Raw genomic sequence first — 15,811 nt, 5'->3', positions numbered from 1 at the left:
TCCCAACACATCCATCGGTGTGAAAACGCGGCATTTTTGCGCTTCCACAAGCCGAACAGCTTAATGCGAAGCCGCCTCGCTTGGGACGGCCGCCGCCTCGCGCTTCTGGCTCGGCCCGACCGGGATCAGCCAGGTGGTAAAGAAGGTCAGCACCGCAACGACGACCACGCCCCAGAAGCTCCAGTGCAGGGCCGCATTGAAGACGGCGCGGATCGCCGGATCAGCGGCGAGCGCTGAAAGCCCGGTCGGCTGGTTCAGCACCTCGTGCAGGCCCGCCGCCGCCTCGCCGCTCGCATAATGGTTGATGCCGGCATTGAGGATGGCGCCGAGCACGGTGGCGCCGAGCGTATTGCCGAGACTGCGGGAAAAGATGATCGAGGCAGTGGCGCTGCCGCGCATCGACCATTCGACGCTGTCCTGCACCAGCACGATGCTGGTGAGACTGATGAGACCCATGCCGAAGCCCATGAAGAACGAGCCGGCGCCGGCGATGACCGGGGAACTGTCAGGAGTCAGGAACAACAGGAAACAGGCGCCGAAAGGAAACATCAGGCTGCCGACGCGCAGCGTGCGGCGGATGCCGAAGGCCTTGTAGAGGCGGCTGGAGAGCATCACCGCCAAGGGCCAGCCGACGACGAGCATGGTGAGCGTGAATCCCGCGACAAGAGGCGAGCGGCCGAGCACGCCCTGCACATAGAGCGGCAGGATTGTCGAAAGCCCGATCAGCGCCATGCCGGCCAGCAGCGTCGCCGTATTGCTGGTCGCGATCAGCCTTCGGCTCCAGAGCGGGATCGAGATGATCGGCTCCGGTGCCCGCTTCTCCTGGGCGAGAAAGAGCAGGCCCGAGACCACGAAGACGGCGAAAAGCGAAAGCAGGATCCAGGCGCTGGCATCGGTTTCCGTCAGCATGACGAGAAGTGCCACGATCGAGATCGAAAACAGCACCGATCCGAGGTAATCGATCTTTGCCTGCTTGTGCGCCACGTCCTCCTTCAGGAAGATCATGAAGGCGATGACAGAGATGACGCCGATCGGCAGGTTGATCCAGAAGATCCAGGCCCAGGAGATGTTGTCGACGATGATGCCGCCGGCAAGCGGCCCGACGACGGCCGAGGTCGCCCAGACGGTCGCCATCGCGCCCTGCACGCGACCGCGCTCCTCCAGCTTGAAGAGATCGCCGATGATCGTCATAGTCACCGGCTGGATGGCGCCGGCGCCCAGCCCCTGCAGCAGCCGGAACAGCACCAGCGACATCATCGACCAGGCAAACCCGCAGAGAGCCGAGCCGACGAGGAAGATCAGGATGCCGCAGATCAGCACCGGCTTGCGCCCGAAAATGTCGGAAAGCTTGCCGTAGATGACCGTCGTCGTCGACTGCGCCAGCAGGAAGGCCGAAAACACCCAGCTGTAATAGGAAAAGCCGCCGAGCTCCCCGACGATGCGCGGCATCGCGGTCGCCACGATCGTCGCCTCGATCGCCACCATGAAGGTCGCCAGCATGATGGTGGCGACGATAAGCACGCGGTTCGAGCGTTGCGCTGCATTCGACATGACGATCCTCTTCGGGTGCTCCGCAGATGCCGGAAATATCGGCAGGCTGGCGAGATGTGGGGCGATGCGCCGCTTGCGGAGTGATGCCGTCCTTTTACGACCTCAAGCCCGGCCGGTAAAGCAGGCCACGACCGCTTTCTGACGCCAGCCATTGCTTTCGCGTGATGTCGGCGAAGTTTCGGTCGAAAGCGAAGGCCCGGCGCCATTCCGCTCCGGGCCTTCGTTTTGTCAGAAGGTAAGGCGAACAATCACCTCATCCTCATTGCGGGCATGCCTCGCCCAGCGAGCCGGTGTCCGCGCTTCCGCTGATGCAACCCGGCGTCTGCTGTAGGTTGGGATTGACCCCGCCGGGATTGATTGTGCTGCGGCCGCTGTTGAGATTGACGCCGCCATTGCCGGTCGTGCTGCCGGTGGTGCCGGAATCGGTGCCGACAGAGCCGGTGCCCGATGCACCGCCGCCGACAGACCCAGTGCCAGTCGACCCGACCCCGCCGGAGCCAGCACCCGAACTCCCCGATCCGCCGATAACAGGCGCCACCGAAAGCCGCCCATTGGCATCCGCACCCCCAGCCGTCTGCGCCAGCGCCGGGCCGGCCAGACCGATCGAAAGCAGCGATATCGCGATGAACTTGCAGGACATGATTTTCTCCATGCTTGTTGTCTCAGGGAGAAAACCTGCTGGGCGGGGGCATTGTTCCTGTCGGGGTTGCGGTTTTCACGGTCGTTTGATGGCGACAAACGCGGAGCACGAGGTGCGAGGCTCATGATGCACCCCAGAAATCGGGCCAAACTTGAATGCTTGGGAATACGGTCTAGCGTGCGAATGCTAAAAGACTAGCAGTGACAACCGTAACTGCGAACGCGCCAAAAAGCGTAAGATAAGCGACAGCCCAAATCACCCATAAGCCCATGGTGAGCAGCGGATCTGGAGACCACCACATTCCTAGGAGATATTTAAAGCATAGGCAAACAATTAGCGCACCAATGAAAACACCGAACGCCCGCAGACATGGTTTTGATAAGGTTTTTGGTGTGCCACCGACCACAGAAAAAGTAACCAGGCAACAGAGCGGCGCGAGAATCGACGCAGCTGTATTTAACGTAGGCTGAAACATGTCGCTTATGAGGGACATGTTGGTCAGCTTCTCTTGCCACGGCGCCAGAAGCGTTGCGAAGGCGGGTAAGCCCCACAGTGGCCACTTTTCGATAAAAAAAGCGATTGACGTCATTGGCCAACCTGATGAAATTCGAAAGGAATGCTAGCTACAACGCTGCCATCATCTGCGATTAATTCGAGGGCGGCATTCGCCTTTTTTAGTCGCGCGGCGTCGATTGCCGTCACATCGGTGTATGCACTAAACGATTGTTTAGCTCCGCCCTTCCATGCTGACTCCAAAGTCAATTCCTTGCCGTCGGCTAGCTTGTCTTGGAGCGCTTGGTCCCCAATTCTGAGGCGGATTGGTGGTATCATTAGGCGTGTGCCATCGCCAACCTCGTAGCTGCAAGACACTGTTATACCTTCAATCTGGTTATCTGCGTTCAGCTGTAGTGATGACGACATTTCCATGTGGACAGGCACCAGGGATTTTGAACCCTCTTCGATTGACGCAATGTCGTCGGTTCCGAAGGTAGGTGTGCCTGCTATGCCGATGGGAAAATACACTAAAGATTCAGTTCTCAGATTCTGTGGGATTTTCTGGTCCACCATATTCAATTGGCCAGCGGCACTAACGGTAACGAGCGGTGGTTTAAATTCGGCACGTGCGTCGTCTTTAGGCCGAACCGCATTAGTCTCAAGCTTTGTTAATCCGGCTCCGTACCAAAGCGAGCTTTTCACGTTAATAAAATTGTCCTTATCCGCACTTTGATAGACGTAAGCCGCGGCGTCTGGAGGAACAAATGTATTAAGGCTGGGGCTGCCGTCCGTTTGCCATCGAATGTAGACCGATCGTGATTGGCTATTATTCCTCACGCAATTGCAGTACGGATGGCTGTCATAATCTTTCCACTTCCAAGACTTAAAACTGAAATCGTACTGGCCACCGCGCACCATACCGCCTCCGATTAGCGGTTTAGGGCAAATTTCCGCAGCGGATGCCATTTGCGCAACAGAAACAACTCCTACTATGAGGCTACTGTACCTGAAAGATCTAATAGACATTTGACACCCCCTCAGATGTCGGAGCAGTAGATTGCAATTTTTGCTAGAAATCGAGTCTTTTCTGTAAAGTACGGAAAACACTACTAAAGCGTTTCAACCTCGAACCAAAGTGGGTGTGCTTTGCCACTGCCCAATGCCACACGACACACGAAGTGGGCGGCGACTGGATCGCTAGGCCCATTGTAGCCAGCGCCGGCGGTATCGGCGCCCGAACTCCCCGATCTGGCATGATCGGCTCCACCGAAGGCCGCCATTGGCATCCGCACCCCCGGCCTGCGCCAGCGCGGAGCCGGCCAGACCGATAGAAAGCAGTGATATCCCGATGAATTTGCAGGACATGGTTTTCTCCGTGCTTGTTGTCAGGGAGAAAACCTGCTTGGCGGGGGCATTGTTCTTGTGTTGCTCAGCGAGAGCCGTGCGGCCGGCTCGGATAGAGCTGACAATGTCATAGCTGAAGCAACGCTCGGACACTCGATAGCTGCGAATATGAAGTATAGATGATCGATTAGGAGCTTAGGTTTTACCCGCCATTGTTCGATACTTCTGATGAGGGTGCTGAATCATTTCGGGAATTGTGTAGGAAACACAGCCCTCGGCTAACAGCGGCTGGATATATTTTGTTGACACGTGGGGCGCCGATTTTCCCAGCAATTCTGAAATCTCTGCTAATGAGAGGTCCTTCCATTTGCAGAGTCGAATAATAAGTTCGAGTGTCGGTTCAGTTTTGAGCCTTTGGGAAAGTTGTGCCGTCTTTACGTCTTTCTTTAAGCGGTCTGGCATCGTCAAAAAAAGACCTTTAAGATCAGTGGCTTGCGGAATATCCTCTTGCTTACCATCCATGGTAGCCTTGCGATCTTTGGTTGAACCATCCATGGTAACGAGCCTTATGAATTCTGGTCCGGGGACGTAGGTGGTCCGCGCACCGCTTCCTTGCTCGATCAGCAATTCCATTGAACGCAGCTTGCGAAGGTTTCTGCTTGCCACAAGCGTATCTACGCTATTCAAACTCCGGTATATTGAGTTGCTAATCGCTCCCACTTCGCGAACGAAAATCAGGCCTTTCACTTGATCTTGAGATAATTCCAATCCTTTGAAATTCCCAAGCCATGCGATGTCCTTTTCATCAAGGAAATGGTGGAAAAGGAAACTAGCTGTAAATTCATCGACGTTTCTATCCGACTCGAATGTGGGCGCAGCCAGACCATACTGAGCCATGACCTGCTTCATGACTCGGATACCGCTCCCCTTCGTTTCCGCATACCGTGTTTCGTGCAAAACTTCGCGATATGCGGATTGCGCAGAGCGGACCCAGATTCATCGAACCGGTCTTCTGATTTGAGGGAATATCCAGGATTCTTAATTACAATTCGGTTTGGAAACCGAATGACCTGCACTGGCTTGTTGACGCGATAGTTTCTATGCATCAGGCAATTAATTATCGCCTCTCTAACAACGCGATAGGGGATAACAGGCGCTTCGGTTCGTTGCGCTTCGTTTTGATTTTCAATCCTAAATGCTTTTGGCAGATCGTCAGCAACGGTCGCCATAATGCGCGAAGCGATCAATAGGAGCGGTCCGCGGATTTCGACCGCTTCGAACGGCGTGAGTGGGTTTTCAGCCCAACTGTGAGAGCTCACGCGAAGATAGTCGACACGGTGGCTTGGAAACAAGCGCCGTAAGGCGCCTTGCGTTCCGAAAAGCAGCATGCCTGCGAGCGTTACCTTGATTTTTCCATCGATCTTCTTAACCGCGCCGAGTGCATGAAGCATGTCTTCGTCGGGCATATCCAATTCAGATGCGCCGCTGTACGCCTCTCTGCGAGCTTTCCTGTAGGCCTGCACCGCGTTCGGATCGATGTCATGCCACGAGGCTTCCTTTACGATTTGGATGTCAGGTGTTTCCTGTCCTTGCTCCGCGAAGAACGCTGACATGTCTTCGTCAGTGCATCTTACATCGCTAGGGCCAACTCGCCGAAAGGCCCCCTTGGGCAATCCCGTTGCTTTGAAGTAAACCGGCTTCTGAGCCTTTGGGACTTCAGGCACGATCAGCTTCAAGACCACTTTCTTGCCGATGCGCTCGGGTTCTATGTCGATCCTCAACGGGATATTGAATGCCGTGTTGCAGGTCGTGACGATATCGCTGCTAAGCTTGTCAGGATTGCCAATTCCGCTGGCTACATAATGAGGGAACAAACCCATCTCCTTGGTTACTCCAAGCAGAACTATACCCCCACCCAAGCCTGGCTCGTTAGAAAGAGCACATATAGTTTCATACAAAGATTTTCCTGGGTCATCGGACTTGATTGCTTTTGCCTCCAAGTCCTCTGACTCGTCGATCTCATTGAGTCGATCAATAAGCTTCGCCGCAGTTTCACTCTGTATCATGCTGGTTCCCAGGCAACGGAATTGGCCTCATTTTTGGGATACGTGGCGGCAATACGCAATAGGTATGTCCTGCCTGACAGAACGGATGATCAGCGATATAGAGTTTGTCCGGCTTATCACGAGAGATAATCACCGATCCGGCGTATCACGCGGCATCCGTCCTGTCATATGACCTTTTGGTCGAGTGCACGGCGTTTCGCCACCCCGCTGAACCATCCTGTAATTTCGCTGCACGATCGGAGCCCGATCGGTTATAGAAAACAGCAAGCTAAACAAGGCGTGTCAAAACTCACCACCTAGATACGCCGAATTTTGGTATGCATTGATCTTCTTTCTCCACTCGCAGTTTCGAGGTGGAGTTTTAAAGCAGACGGGGCCGCAGCTCGAGAAGCCGCGCGTCCCTGCGACTCGCTTTTACCAAGCCCGAAGATCGGACTAAGAAAGGCAAATATGGAGCATTGGGGAATTACGATATCGACGCAATTCGATCAACAAGAAGAAAAATGGTGCCGCTTGCAGGACTCGAACCTGCGACCCCATCATTACGAATGATGTGCTCTACCACCTGAGCTAAAGCGGCCCCTCACGGCCGAAGCATGCGGCCTGCGATTTGCATGGCGCTGATACAGCCATTGTTGGAAGATTTCAAGCGCCCTGTCATGGCTTTGGCAAAAAAGAAGGCAGGGGCGGGACGGCGCGCCTCAGAGCGTCAGCCTGGCGCGCGCCGCCCTGTATTCGGCCTCCAGCCGGTCGACGAGATTTGCCACCGGCTCGACCGCCTTGATGGCGCTGATGCCCTGGCCGCTGCCCCATATGTCCTTCCAGGCCTTGGCGCCGCCGACAGCCTGCTCGAAATCCATCTTCGAGACATCGGCAAGCGGGAGGTTGTCGGGGTCCATGCCGGCAGCCACGATCGAGGGTTTGAGATAGTTGCCGTGCACGCCGGTGAAATAGTTGGAATAGACGATATCGCTGGCGGCCCCTTCGACGATCGCCTGCTTGTAGGCGTCCGCGGCGCGGGCCTCTTGCGTTGCGATGAAGGGCGAGCCGATATAGGCCATGTCGGCGCCCATCGCTTCTGCGGCGAGGATGGCGCCGCCGGTGGCGATCGCACCGGCCAGCAGCAGCGGCCCGTCGAACCATTCGCGGATTTCCTGGACGAGCGCAAAGGGCGACAGCGTGCCGGCATGGCCGCCGGCGCCGGCCGCCACCGCAATCAGCCCGTCCGCACCCTTGCGGATCGCGGAATGGGCGTGGCGGTTGTTGATAATGTCATGCAGCACGATGCCGCCATAGGAATGCACGGCGGCATTGACCTCGGGCACAGCGCCGAGCGAGGAGATGACGATCGGCACCTTGTATTTGACGCAGAGCGAGAGGTCGTGCTCCAGCCGCTTGTTCGACATATGGACGATCTGGTTGACGGCAAAGGGGGCGGCCGGCCGCTCCGGATGGACGGCGTCGTGGCGGGCAAGCTCCTCGGTAATCTCGGCCAGCCATTCGTCGAGCTGGCTTTCCGGCCGGGCGTTCAGTGCCGGAAATGCTCCGACGATGCCGGCCGTGCATTGCGCCAGCGTCAGCGCTGGATGCGAGATAATGAACAGCGGCGAGCCGATGACCGGCAGTCTCAATCTGTCCTTGAGGATCGGGGGCAGGGCCATGGTTCGTCGCTTCCATTGACGTTTACGAAAACGTCAATCTCATAACAGAGATGAAAAGGCGATAAAAGAGCGGCTGCCATGCCTTCGTCGATTTCAGCCCGAATATATACGTCCGAGAAAGCTAATAGAATAAGGCCCGTAAGCGGTGAAAGCTGCCGATATCTCCGCCGATCAACCGCAGCTTGGCCTGCAAGGCTTGCGGTTTGCCGCACTTGCCGCTACCGAATTTTGATGGAGAACGGCAGGGATTGCAGTCCGATGCCGAATTCAAGGTGAAGGACTGAATGTGAGCGGATTAGAAACGGCCATCAGAACAGCGCTCGAGAATTCCGATCGCGACAATCCGGAGGTTCGAGCGAGGATCTATCAGTCGGCCCGCCAGGCGCTGGAAGCCGGGCTGCGCAAGCAGGACATCACCGACACCGAGGTCGTCTCCCATCACCGCCACCGCCTGGAAAGCACCATCCACGCCATCGAAGGCGAGGAGCGTGACCGTCTTCACCCCCGCCAGAGGCCGCCTGAAGTGCCCGTGCCGCCGGTGGTGGAAATGCCGGCGCCGCCGGTTCACCAAGCCGAAGCTGAGGAGTTCGACGGACCGATCGTGTCGGGGGAGACCCGCGCCCCCGAGGTTATGCATCGCGGCGACGAGTCCAGCCTCGACGACGTGCATGCCGGCAATACCGATCATCTGGCTGCCGCCCCCGTCGGCGAGGAGCGGCTCGCGCGCGGTCAGCGCGCCACCAATATGGATTTCCGCCCGGAGCGGGCGGCAGGCCGCCGCAAGCCGCGCAAATTCTTTTCGAGACTGCTCGTCTGGTGCGTCCTGCTCGCCTTCATCGGCATCGGCGCCTGGTGGGCGCATACGTCGGGCCTGCTGATGACGGCGGCCGAGCGCGACACCAGCGTTGCCAATCCGCCGGCAAGCACGCAGCCCGAGGATTTCACCGGTAATGACGACAGCGCCGGGAATGCGGGCTCTCACACCGATCAGCCGGTGACCATCGATCCGCAGAACAGTTTCTCGGCCGACTGGATCCCGCTGTTCAAGCCCGAGGACGCCGAAAAGATCCAGAGCGGCCCGCGGGCGCGCACCGAAAAAATCGAAGAGAATGACGGCCCCGCCGTGCGGCTGATTTCCGAGAGCGGTACTGCCGATGGCAATATCTCGATCAGCGTGCCGCCGTCGGTGCTGCAGCAGCTGGCCGGCAAATCCTCGACGATCGCGCTGACGCTGCAATCCACCACCGACGAGCCGACCCAGATCACCGTCGAATGCAATTTCCAGACGCTCGGCAATTGCGCCCGCCATCGCTTCAACGTCACCCGGGAAAAATCGGATGCGCTGCTGCAGGTGAAGTTCGACCGCTCGCTCGCGCCGAATTCGCCGGGCACGCTGACGATCAACAGCGATCTCGACGGCAAGGCGCGCGGCATCAACCTCTTCGCCATCCGTATCCTGCCGGGGCAGTAAGGCCGGTCCCGGCAGAGCCGGTGCTCTATTTCAAAAAGCCGGGGCCTGAGCCGATGATTTCCTCGTCGACCGTGCCGAGCGCTTGTCTGTCCTTGCCGTCATAATCCATCTTGTTCAGCATGTGGCGGATGAGTTCGAGGCGCGCCCGCCGCTTGTCGTTGCCGTGGATCACCGTCCAGGGGGCAAAATCCGTATGGGTTTCCTTCAGCATCCGGTTGCGCTTGTCGCTGTAATCGTCCCATTTCGTCAGCGCCGCGATATCCATCGACGACAGTTTCCAGACTTTCAGCGGATCGTGCCGGCGGTCGTGGAAGCGCTTGAGCTGCATCTCGCGGCCGATATCGAGATAGAATTTGAAGAAGAAGATGCCCTCATGGGCGATGATCTTTTCGAGCTGCGGCGCCTGTTTGAGGAAATCCTCATATTGCTTCGGCGTGCAGAAGCCCATGACCGGCTCGACGCCGGCGCGGTTGTACCAGGACCGGTCGAACAGCACGAATTCGCCAGCCGTCGGAAACTGCGCGACATAGCGCTGGAAATACCACTGTCCCTGCTCGCGGTCGGTCGGCTTGGTCAGCGCCACCACCCGCGCAAGGCGTGGGTTCATATTCGCCGAGGAGGCCGTAATCGCGCCGCCCTTGCCGGCAGCGTCGCGCCCTTCGAACAGCGCCATCACCCGCTTGCCGGTCGCCTGCAGCCAGAACTGCACCTTGACGAGTTCAATCTGCAGCTTTTCCAACTGCTCTAGATAGTCCTCTTCTTTAAGCTTCTTCTTGTGGGGAAAGTCGCCGGATTCCAGCGCGCGTTCGTCCACCCAGGCCGGCAGGGTGGGATCGTCGACATCGAAGATGCGCTTCTTTCCGCGGATATCCAGCTCCACGGCCCTGTTTTCGACGTCCTCGTCCATATCAGCCTCCACAGCCCGATCGCTTCTCTTCCTGCAAGCGAACATATTTACCGTTGAAAATCAAATCTCTCGCGACCCGCCGGCAATTTTCCGCGAGCTCCGGCTGCGGTCTTTCGCATCTGAGCAGCAGCCCGAAAACTTCTGTCATGAATTGCCGCTATCAGGCAGAGTTCAATATAACGAAAAACGAATCGACGCCGCGAGGGCACTTGCCAGACGAAACTCCATGGAGAAAAAGCCTGTTGGCGCGCATAAGGCGCGAACGGCCGGTGCTGCTTGCGGCGATCCTCAGCGCGCTCGCCGCGCTCGCCGCCGGCATGAACAAGTGGGTTGTGCTGGTCCTGCTGCTTGTGATGATCCTCACGGCGCTTTTCAATGAGGCGCCGATCATCGAGGCCGAGCCGGCCCCGCCGGTGGAGATCGAGCCGGAAGCGCCGCCAAGCCGCCTACCGGAGGTTTCCGCCGCGCTCTCCGGCCTCGATATCCCGGTCATGGTGTTGTCGGACGATGCCTCGGTGCTCTTCCAGAACCGCGCTGCCGAAAAGGCCTTCGGCGAGATGGCGCTCGGCGCCCATATATCGGCCCGCCTGCGCTCGCCTGGCGTGCTCGACATGGTGCGCGAAACCATCGCTACCAACGCGCCGAACCAGATAGAGCATTCCGAGCGGCTGCCCTCCGAGCGCGTCTATATCGTCCGCAGCGCCCCTGTCGAATTTGCCGCCGATGACGGCCCGCGTGAGCGCTATTTCATCCTCTCCTTCCGCGATATATCGGAGGTCCGCCGCATCGACCGCATGCGTTCGGATTTCGTCGCCAATGCCAGCCATGAACTGCGCACGCCGCTTGCCTCGCTGCGCGGCTTCATCGAGACCATCCAGGGGCCGGCGAAGAACGATCTGAAGGCGCAGGCGCGTTTCCTCAACATCATGCTCGACCAGACGACGCGCATGAGCCGGCTGGTCGACGACCTGCTGTCGCTCTCGCGCCTGGAGCTGAAGTCGCACATCGCGCCGGATGAGAAGATCGATCTGGTGCCGCTGCTCGGCCATGTCAGAGATGCGCTTGTGCCGCTCGCCAGGGATGTCGGCGTCGACATCAACCTGCATCTGCCCGACGGCAAGGTCGAGGTGCTGGGCGACCGCGACGAACTCGTCCAGGTCTTTGAGAACCTGATGGAAAATGCCTGCAAATACGGCCAGGAGGGCGAGATCGTCGATGTCTGGCTGAAGAACGGTACCGGCCAGCCGGTCGAGGTCAGCATCGTCGACAAGGGCCCGGGCATTCCGGCCGAGCACGTGCCGCGCCTGACGGAGCGCTTCTATCGCGTCAGCATCGAGGACAGCCGTTCGAAAAAGGGCACCGGCCTCGGCCTTGCCATCGTCAAACACATCCTCACCCGCCACCGGGCGCGGCTGATCGTCAAGTCGGAAGTCGGCAAGGGCACCGATTTTACCGTCCGTTTTTGACGATATGTCGCAACACTTTTACGTTGCATAATTTTATTATTTTAAATCAATTACTTAAGCTGTCACAAATGTTTCACGGCTTTGACATAAAAGGACGGTGCTTACAGCGCTAAGAGAGTCTCGCCGATGAAAAAAGGCAATGCGAGGGCCTCTCTAAGGCCGCACTCACACAAGCCCAAATGCCGGGAGATTTACATGAACACCTTCAAGCTCACCGTTGCCGCGCTGGCTGCAACTGCTGCTTTCGCTGGCGCCGCCGTCGCCCGCGACCAGATCCAGGTCGCTGGCTCGTCCACCGTCCTGCCTTACGCAAAGATCGTTGCCGAGTCCTTCGGCGAAACCTTCACCAACTTCAAGACGCCGGTCGTTGAATCCGGCGGCACGGGCGCTGGTCTGAAGGAATTCTGCAAGGGCGTTGGCGAAGACACCATCGACATTGCGAACGCCTCGCGTCCGATCAACAAGAACGAAGCCGAAGCCTGCAAGGCTGCCGGCGTAACCGACATCCAGGAAGTCAAGATCGGCTACGACGGCATCGTCTTCGCAACCGACTCGTCGAACCCTGACGTTGCCTACGTTCCTGCCGACATCTACAAGGCCCTCGCAGCCCAGGTCGTCGTTGACGGCAAGCTCGTCGCCAACCCCTACAAGAAGTGGTCGGAAGTCAACCCGAAGCTTCCGGCTGTTGATATCGCTGCCTACATCCCGGGCGAAAAGCACGGCACCCGCGAAGTCTTCGAACTGAACGTTCTCGCTGCCGGCTGCAAGGCCGCTGGCGCACAGGAAGTCATCGCCAAGGAAATCTCCGAGAAGGCTGCCCAGACGAAGGCCTGCGTCGCAGTCCGCAAGGACGGCGCTGCTGTCGACATCGACGGCGACTATCCGGAAACCCTGGCACGCATCGCCGCCAACAAGACCGGCGTCGGCGTATTCGGCCTTTCCTTCTACGAAAACAATGCCGACAAGCTCAAGGTTGCGACCATGAGCGGTATCGTTCCGTCCACCGAAACGATCTCCAACGGCACCTACCCGGTTTCCCGCCCGCTGTTCTTCTACGTCAAGAAGGCACATCTCGGCGCCGTTCCGGGCCTGAAGGAATACGTCAACTTCTTCGTATCCGACCAGATGATCGGCCCTGACAGCCCGCTCGTCGAATACGGCCTCGTTGCCGCTCCGGATGCCGAGCGCGAAGCGATCCGCAAGGACGTCGAAGCCGGCAAGTCCATGTAATGACTCTGCCGGCGCGGTGCCTTTTGGCCCGCGCCGGCATTGCCTTATGTCCCTGCGCGCCGGCGGTTCCGGAGCTGCAGGGTTGGAATTCCTTCTCCATGATTGGAAGCTGAAGGCAGGCTGATCAAGCTGCCGGGCTTTTTGGGGCTATGGGCCTGGGGACGTAACGAATGAGCACATCCATCATACTTTTGTGCCTTGTGGTGATCGGAGTCGCCGCCTATCTGGTCGCGCGCAACCGTGCCACGGCGCTTGCCGGAGGCCGGTCCTCCGCATTGCATTCACGGCCGGCCTATTACGGCGCCTATGCGGCGATCTGGGCAATTCTTCCCGCCTTGCTCGTCCTCTGCGTTTGGCTCTCCGTCAGCCCCGGCATCATCCAGTCCTCGGTTCGCGGCGCTTTCCCCGAGGACATCAGGGCTCAAGCCCCGGTCGAGCAGGACCTCGGCTATTCGACGGTGGCAACAGTTGCCCGCGGCCTGACGATGCTGACCTCGGATGAAGCTGCCGCGGTCGCCAACGATCCGGCTGCGCTGCAGGCCAAGCTCCTCGAAAAGGGTGTGCCGCTTGCCAGCCAACCGCTGCCTTACATGCTCGACGCCGCCAAAAAGCTCAACGCCATGAGCATGACGAGCCGCATCGCCATGACGGCGATCGTCTTCGCTCTCGCCGTTGCTGGCGCCTTCTACGCACTGCGCTCCATCGCGCCGCGCTTCCGCGCCCGCAACCGGGTCGAGCGCGTCATGCTCTGGGGCCTGCTGCTTGCCTCCTCGATCGCTATTCTGACGACGATCGGCATCGTCTTCTCCATGCTGTCGGAAGCCGCCCGCTTCTTCGCGGCCGTTCCCGCCATGGACTTCTTCTTCGGCACCGTCTGGGATCCGCGCTTTGCCGGCGCCGGCAGCTCGTCCTTCGGTCAGTTCGGCCTGATCCCGCTGCTGCTCGGCACGATCTATATCGGCCTGGTCGCCATGCTGGTCGCCGTGCCGGTCGGCCTCTTCGCCGCCATCTACATGGCCGAATACGCCTCGCCGAAGGTGCGTGGGGTCGCCAAGCCGCTCCTCGAAGTGCTCGCCGGTATTCCGACGATCGTCTACGGCTTCTTCGCGCTCGTCACCGTCGGCCCGTTCCTGCGCGACTTTTCCGCCCAGGTCAGCGGCCTCCTCTCCGGCAACTACAGCAACTTCATCCAGGCGCAGAGCGTTCTGACGGCCGGCATCGTCATGGGCATCATGCTGATCCCCTACGTGTCCTCGCTGTCGGACGATATCATCACCGCCGTGCCGGGGTCACTGCGTGACGGTTCGCTCGGTCTTGGCGCTACACGCTCCGAAACCATCAAGAAAGTGGTCTTGCCCGCAGCCCTTCCCGGCATCGTCGGCGCATTGCTGATGACCGCCTCGCGCGCCATTGGCGAAACCATGATCGTCGTGCTGGCCGCCGGTGTGGCTGCCCGCATCCAGATCAATCCCTTCGAGCCGATGACGACGGTGACCGTCAAGATCGTCAACCAGCTGACCGGCGACCTTGAGTTCACCTCGCCGCAGACGCTGGTTGCCTTTGCCCTTGGCATCACCCTGTTCTGCATCACGCTTTGCCTCAATATCTATGCGCTCTACATCGTGCGCAAATACCGGGAGCAGTACGAATGACGGATATTGTTTCTCCCACATCAGGCGTCACCGTTTCGAAGGCGCCAGCGCGCCGCGATATCGGCATCAAGCGCCGCTATGCCGCCGAGCGCCGGTTCCAGGCCTATGGCATTGCCGCCATCACCTTCGGTCTCGTCTTCCTGTTCATCCTGCTGTGGACGGTGATCGGCAAAGGCTATACCGCCTTCCAGCAGACGGCGGTCACCCTGCCGATCGAATTCTCCGAGAAGACGATCGACCCGAACAACAAGCGTGCGACCGACCCTTCGGTGCTGATCGCCGCCAACTACCCGGTTCTCCTGCGCGACGCGATCGTCAAGCAGCTGAACGTCAATGCCTCGAGCCGTCCCGACGTGCGCGATGCATCCGCCATGCTCTCCAAGGGTGCGCCGATCCAGCTGCGCGATATGGTGATGGCCGATCCGTCGATCATCGGCAAGACGGTCAATGTCACGGTGCTTGCCGACGCCAATGTCGACAGCGCCAACAAGGGTCAGATCGATCTCTCGGTCGATGAGAAGAACCGCAAGGTCAACGACAAGCAGGTCGGCTGGATGAATGAGCTGAAGGCGAGCGGCGCTCTGCACAAGCAGTTCAACACCGGCCTCTTCGTCAACGGCAATTCCAGCCGTCCGGAGGCCGCAGGCCTCGGCGTCGCCCTGATCGGCTCGCTCTACCTGATGCTGATCGTGCTCGTGCTTGCTCTGCCGATCGGCGTCGCCGCCTCGATCTATCTCGAGGAGTTCGCGCCGAAGAACAAGCTGACGGACCTGATCGAGGTCAACATCAACAACCTCGCCGCCGTCCCTTCGATCGTCTATGGTCTGCTCGGTCTTTCCGTCTTCATCAACTTCATCGGCCTGCCGCGCTCGGCTTCGCTGGTCGGTGGCCTGGTGCTGACGCTGATGACCTTGCCGACGATCATCATCGCGACGCGTGCGGCACTGCGCGCCGTGCCGCCGTCGATCCGCGCCGCAGCACTCGGCCTCGGCGCTTCGAAAATGCAGATGGTGTTCCACCATGTGCTGCCGCTCGCCATGCCCGGCATCCTGACCGGCACGATCATCGGCCTGGCGCACGCGCTCGGCGAAACCGCGCCGCTGCTCCTGATCGGCATGGTCGCCTTCGTCGCCAACGCGCCGACGACACCGCTCGATCCCTCGACGGCTCTGCCCGTACAGGTCTATATGTGGGCCAACGAGGCAGAACGTGCCTTCGTTGAGCGTACTTCGGGTGCCATCATCGTCCTGCTCCTGTTCCTGATCGTCATGAACATGGGCGCCATCCTCTTGCGTCGTCGCTTCGAGCGCCGCTGGTAAACGGAGTTA

At 59.2% G+C, this 15,811-nt stretch carries 13 protein-coding genes and 1 tRNA gene; 5 read left to right on the top strand and 9 right to left on the bottom strand.

Annotated elements, in window-relative coordinates:
* Positions 1-60: 60 nt before the first annotated feature.
* From GR198_RS28530 to GR198_RS28495, 8 genes are all read right to left on the bottom strand, one after another.
* Positions 61-1,551: an MDR family MFS transporter gene (locus tag GR198_RS28530; protein ID WP_164069885.1), complete on the bottom strand. Its 1,491-nt coding sequence runs from the start codon at positions 1,549-1,551 to the stop codon at positions 61-63.
* Between the two features lie 259 nt (positions 1,552-1,810).
* Positions 1,811-2,191, bottom strand: a complete 381-nt coding sequence (locus GR198_RS28525) for a hypothetical protein (protein ID WP_164069884.1) — start codon at positions 2,189-2,191, stop codon at positions 1,811-1,813.
* Positions 2,192-2,363: 172 nt separating this feature from the next.
* Positions 2,364-2,780, bottom strand: a complete 417-nt coding sequence (locus GR198_RS28520; RefSeq protein ID WP_164069883.1) for a hypothetical protein — start codon at positions 2,778-2,780, stop codon at positions 2,364-2,366.
* The gene (locus tag GR198_RS28515) at positions 2,777-3,604 is read right to left on the bottom strand and encodes a hypothetical protein (RefSeq protein WP_164069882.1); all 828 of its coding nucleotides are present in this window, start codon (positions 3,602-3,604) and stop codon (positions 2,777-2,779) included. Before GR198_RS28515 ends, GR198_RS28520 begins: the two co-directional genes overlap by 4 nt.
* A gap of 621 nt (positions 3,605-4,225) precedes the next feature.
* A complete protein-coding gene (locus GR198_RS28510; RefSeq protein WP_164069881.1) occupies positions 4,226-4,939 on the bottom strand; it encodes a Fic family protein in 714 nt (237 codons plus the stop codon).
* Complete coding sequence (locus tag GR198_RS28505; RefSeq protein WP_164069880.1) at positions 4,936-6,096, bottom strand: RNA-binding domain-containing protein; 1,161 nt, start codon at positions 6,094-6,096, stop codon at positions 4,936-4,938. The genes GR198_RS28510 and GR198_RS28505 overlap by 4 nt, the downstream gene beginning before the upstream one ends.
* Positions 6,097-6,600: 504 nt before the next feature.
* Positions 6,601-6,676 (bottom strand) — tRNA-Thr (locus GR198_RS28500).
* A 121-nt stretch (positions 6,677-6,797) separates the two neighbouring features.
* Entirely contained in the window at positions 6,798-7,757 is a 960-nt protein-coding gene (locus GR198_RS28495; RefSeq protein WP_164069879.1) for an NAD(P)H-dependent flavin oxidoreductase, read from the bottom strand.
* A gap of 286 nt (positions 7,758-8,043) precedes the next feature.
* On the opposite strand from GR198_RS28495, the gene GR198_RS28490 reads away from it, so the two are divergent.
* On the top strand, positions 8,044-9,228 hold the full coding sequence (locus GR198_RS28490; protein WP_164069878.1) for a regulator: 1,185 nt from the start codon (positions 8,044-8,046) through the stop codon (positions 9,226-9,228).
* Positions 9,229-9,253: 25 nt separating this feature from the next.
* On the opposite strand, the gene ppk2 is transcribed toward GR198_RS28490, so the two are convergent.
* Positions 9,254-10,135: a polyphosphate kinase 2 gene (ppk2, locus tag GR198_RS28485; RefSeq protein WP_164069877.1), complete on the bottom strand. Its 882-nt coding sequence runs from the start codon at positions 10,133-10,135 to the stop codon at positions 9,254-9,256.
* A gap of 242 nt (positions 10,136-10,377) precedes the next feature.
* Here ppk2 and phoR point away from each other — a divergent pair, with 242 nt between their 5' ends.
* From phoR to pstA, 4 genes are all read left to right on the top strand, one after another.
* Positions 10,378-11,601, top strand: coding sequence for a phosphate regulon sensor histidine kinase PhoR (phoR, locus tag GR198_RS28480; RefSeq protein WP_164069876.1), 1,224 nt, complete (start codon positions 10,378-10,380; stop codon positions 11,599-11,601).
* 195 nt (positions 11,602-11,796) lie between these two features.
* Positions 11,797-12,831, top strand: a complete 1,035-nt coding sequence (locus GR198_RS28475; protein ID WP_029875432.1) for a substrate-binding domain-containing protein — start codon at positions 11,797-11,799, stop codon at positions 12,829-12,831.
* Between the two features lie 170 nt (positions 12,832-13,001).
* Positions 13,002-14,483 (top strand): phosphate ABC transporter permease subunit PstC, encoded by a 1,482-nt coding sequence (gene pstC, locus GR198_RS28470; protein WP_029875431.1) that lies wholly within the window; start codon positions 13,002-13,004, stop codon positions 14,481-14,483.
* Positions 14,480-15,802: a phosphate ABC transporter permease PstA gene (pstA, locus tag GR198_RS28465; protein WP_029875430.1), complete on the top strand. Its 1,323-nt coding sequence runs from the start codon at positions 14,480-14,482 to the stop codon at positions 15,800-15,802. Before pstC ends, pstA begins: the two co-directional genes overlap by 4 nt.
* Positions 15,803-15,811: the final 9 nt, after the last annotated feature.

The organism is Rhizobium leguminosarum (genome assembly GCF_010668065.1).
Lineage (GTDB): Bacteria > Pseudomonadota > Alphaproteobacteria > Rhizobiales > Rhizobiaceae > Rhizobium > Rhizobium leguminosarum_S.
Note: the sequence above shows the minus strand (reverse complement) of the source record. Positions and strands in the feature narration are given on the sequence as shown.

What these genes read in the sequence shown, in the direction of transcription:
- pstA (WP_029875430.1), top strand. Translation starts at nt 14,480, where the DNA reads ATGACGGATATTGTTTCTCCCACATCAGGCGTCACCGTTTCGAAGGCG.
- GR198_RS28530 (WP_164069885.1), bottom strand. Translation starts at nt 1,551, where the DNA reads ATGTCGAATGCAGCGCAACGCTCGAACCGCGTGCTTATCGTCGCCACC.
- GR198_RS28495 (WP_164069879.1), bottom strand. Translation starts at nt 7,757, where the DNA reads ATGGCCCTGCCCCCGATCCTCAAGGACAGATTGAGACTGCCGGTCATC.
- ppk2 (WP_164069877.1), bottom strand. Translation starts at nt 10,135, where the DNA reads ATGGACGAGGACGTCGAAAACAGGGCCGTGGAGCTGGATATCCGCGGA.
- GR198_RS28520 (WP_164069883.1), bottom strand. Translation starts at nt 2,780, where the DNA reads ATGACGTCAATCGCTTTTTTTATCGAAAAGTGGCCACTGTGGGGCTTA.
- GR198_RS28475 (WP_029875432.1), top strand. Translation starts at nt 11,797, where the DNA reads ATGAACACCTTCAAGCTCACCGTTGCCGCGCTGGCTGCAACTGCTGCT.
- GR198_RS28505 (WP_164069880.1), bottom strand. Translation starts at nt 6,096, where the DNA reads ATGATACAGAGTGAAACTGCGGCGAAGCTTATTGATCGACTCAATGAG.
- GR198_RS28515 (WP_164069882.1), bottom strand. Translation starts at nt 3,604, where the DNA reads ATGGTGCGCGGTGGCCAGTACGATTTCAGTTTTAAGTCTTGGAAGTGG.
- GR198_RS28525 (WP_164069884.1), bottom strand. Translation starts at nt 2,191, where the DNA reads ATGTCCTGCAAGTTCATCGCGATATCGCTGCTTTCGATCGGTCTGGCC.
- GR198_RS28510 (WP_164069881.1), bottom strand. Translation starts at nt 4,939, where the DNA reads ATGAAGCAGGTCATGGCTCAGTATGGTCTGGCTGCGCCCACATTCGAG.
- pstC (WP_029875431.1), top strand. Translation starts at nt 13,002, where the DNA reads ATGAGCACATCCATCATACTTTTGTGCCTTGTGGTGATCGGAGTCGCC.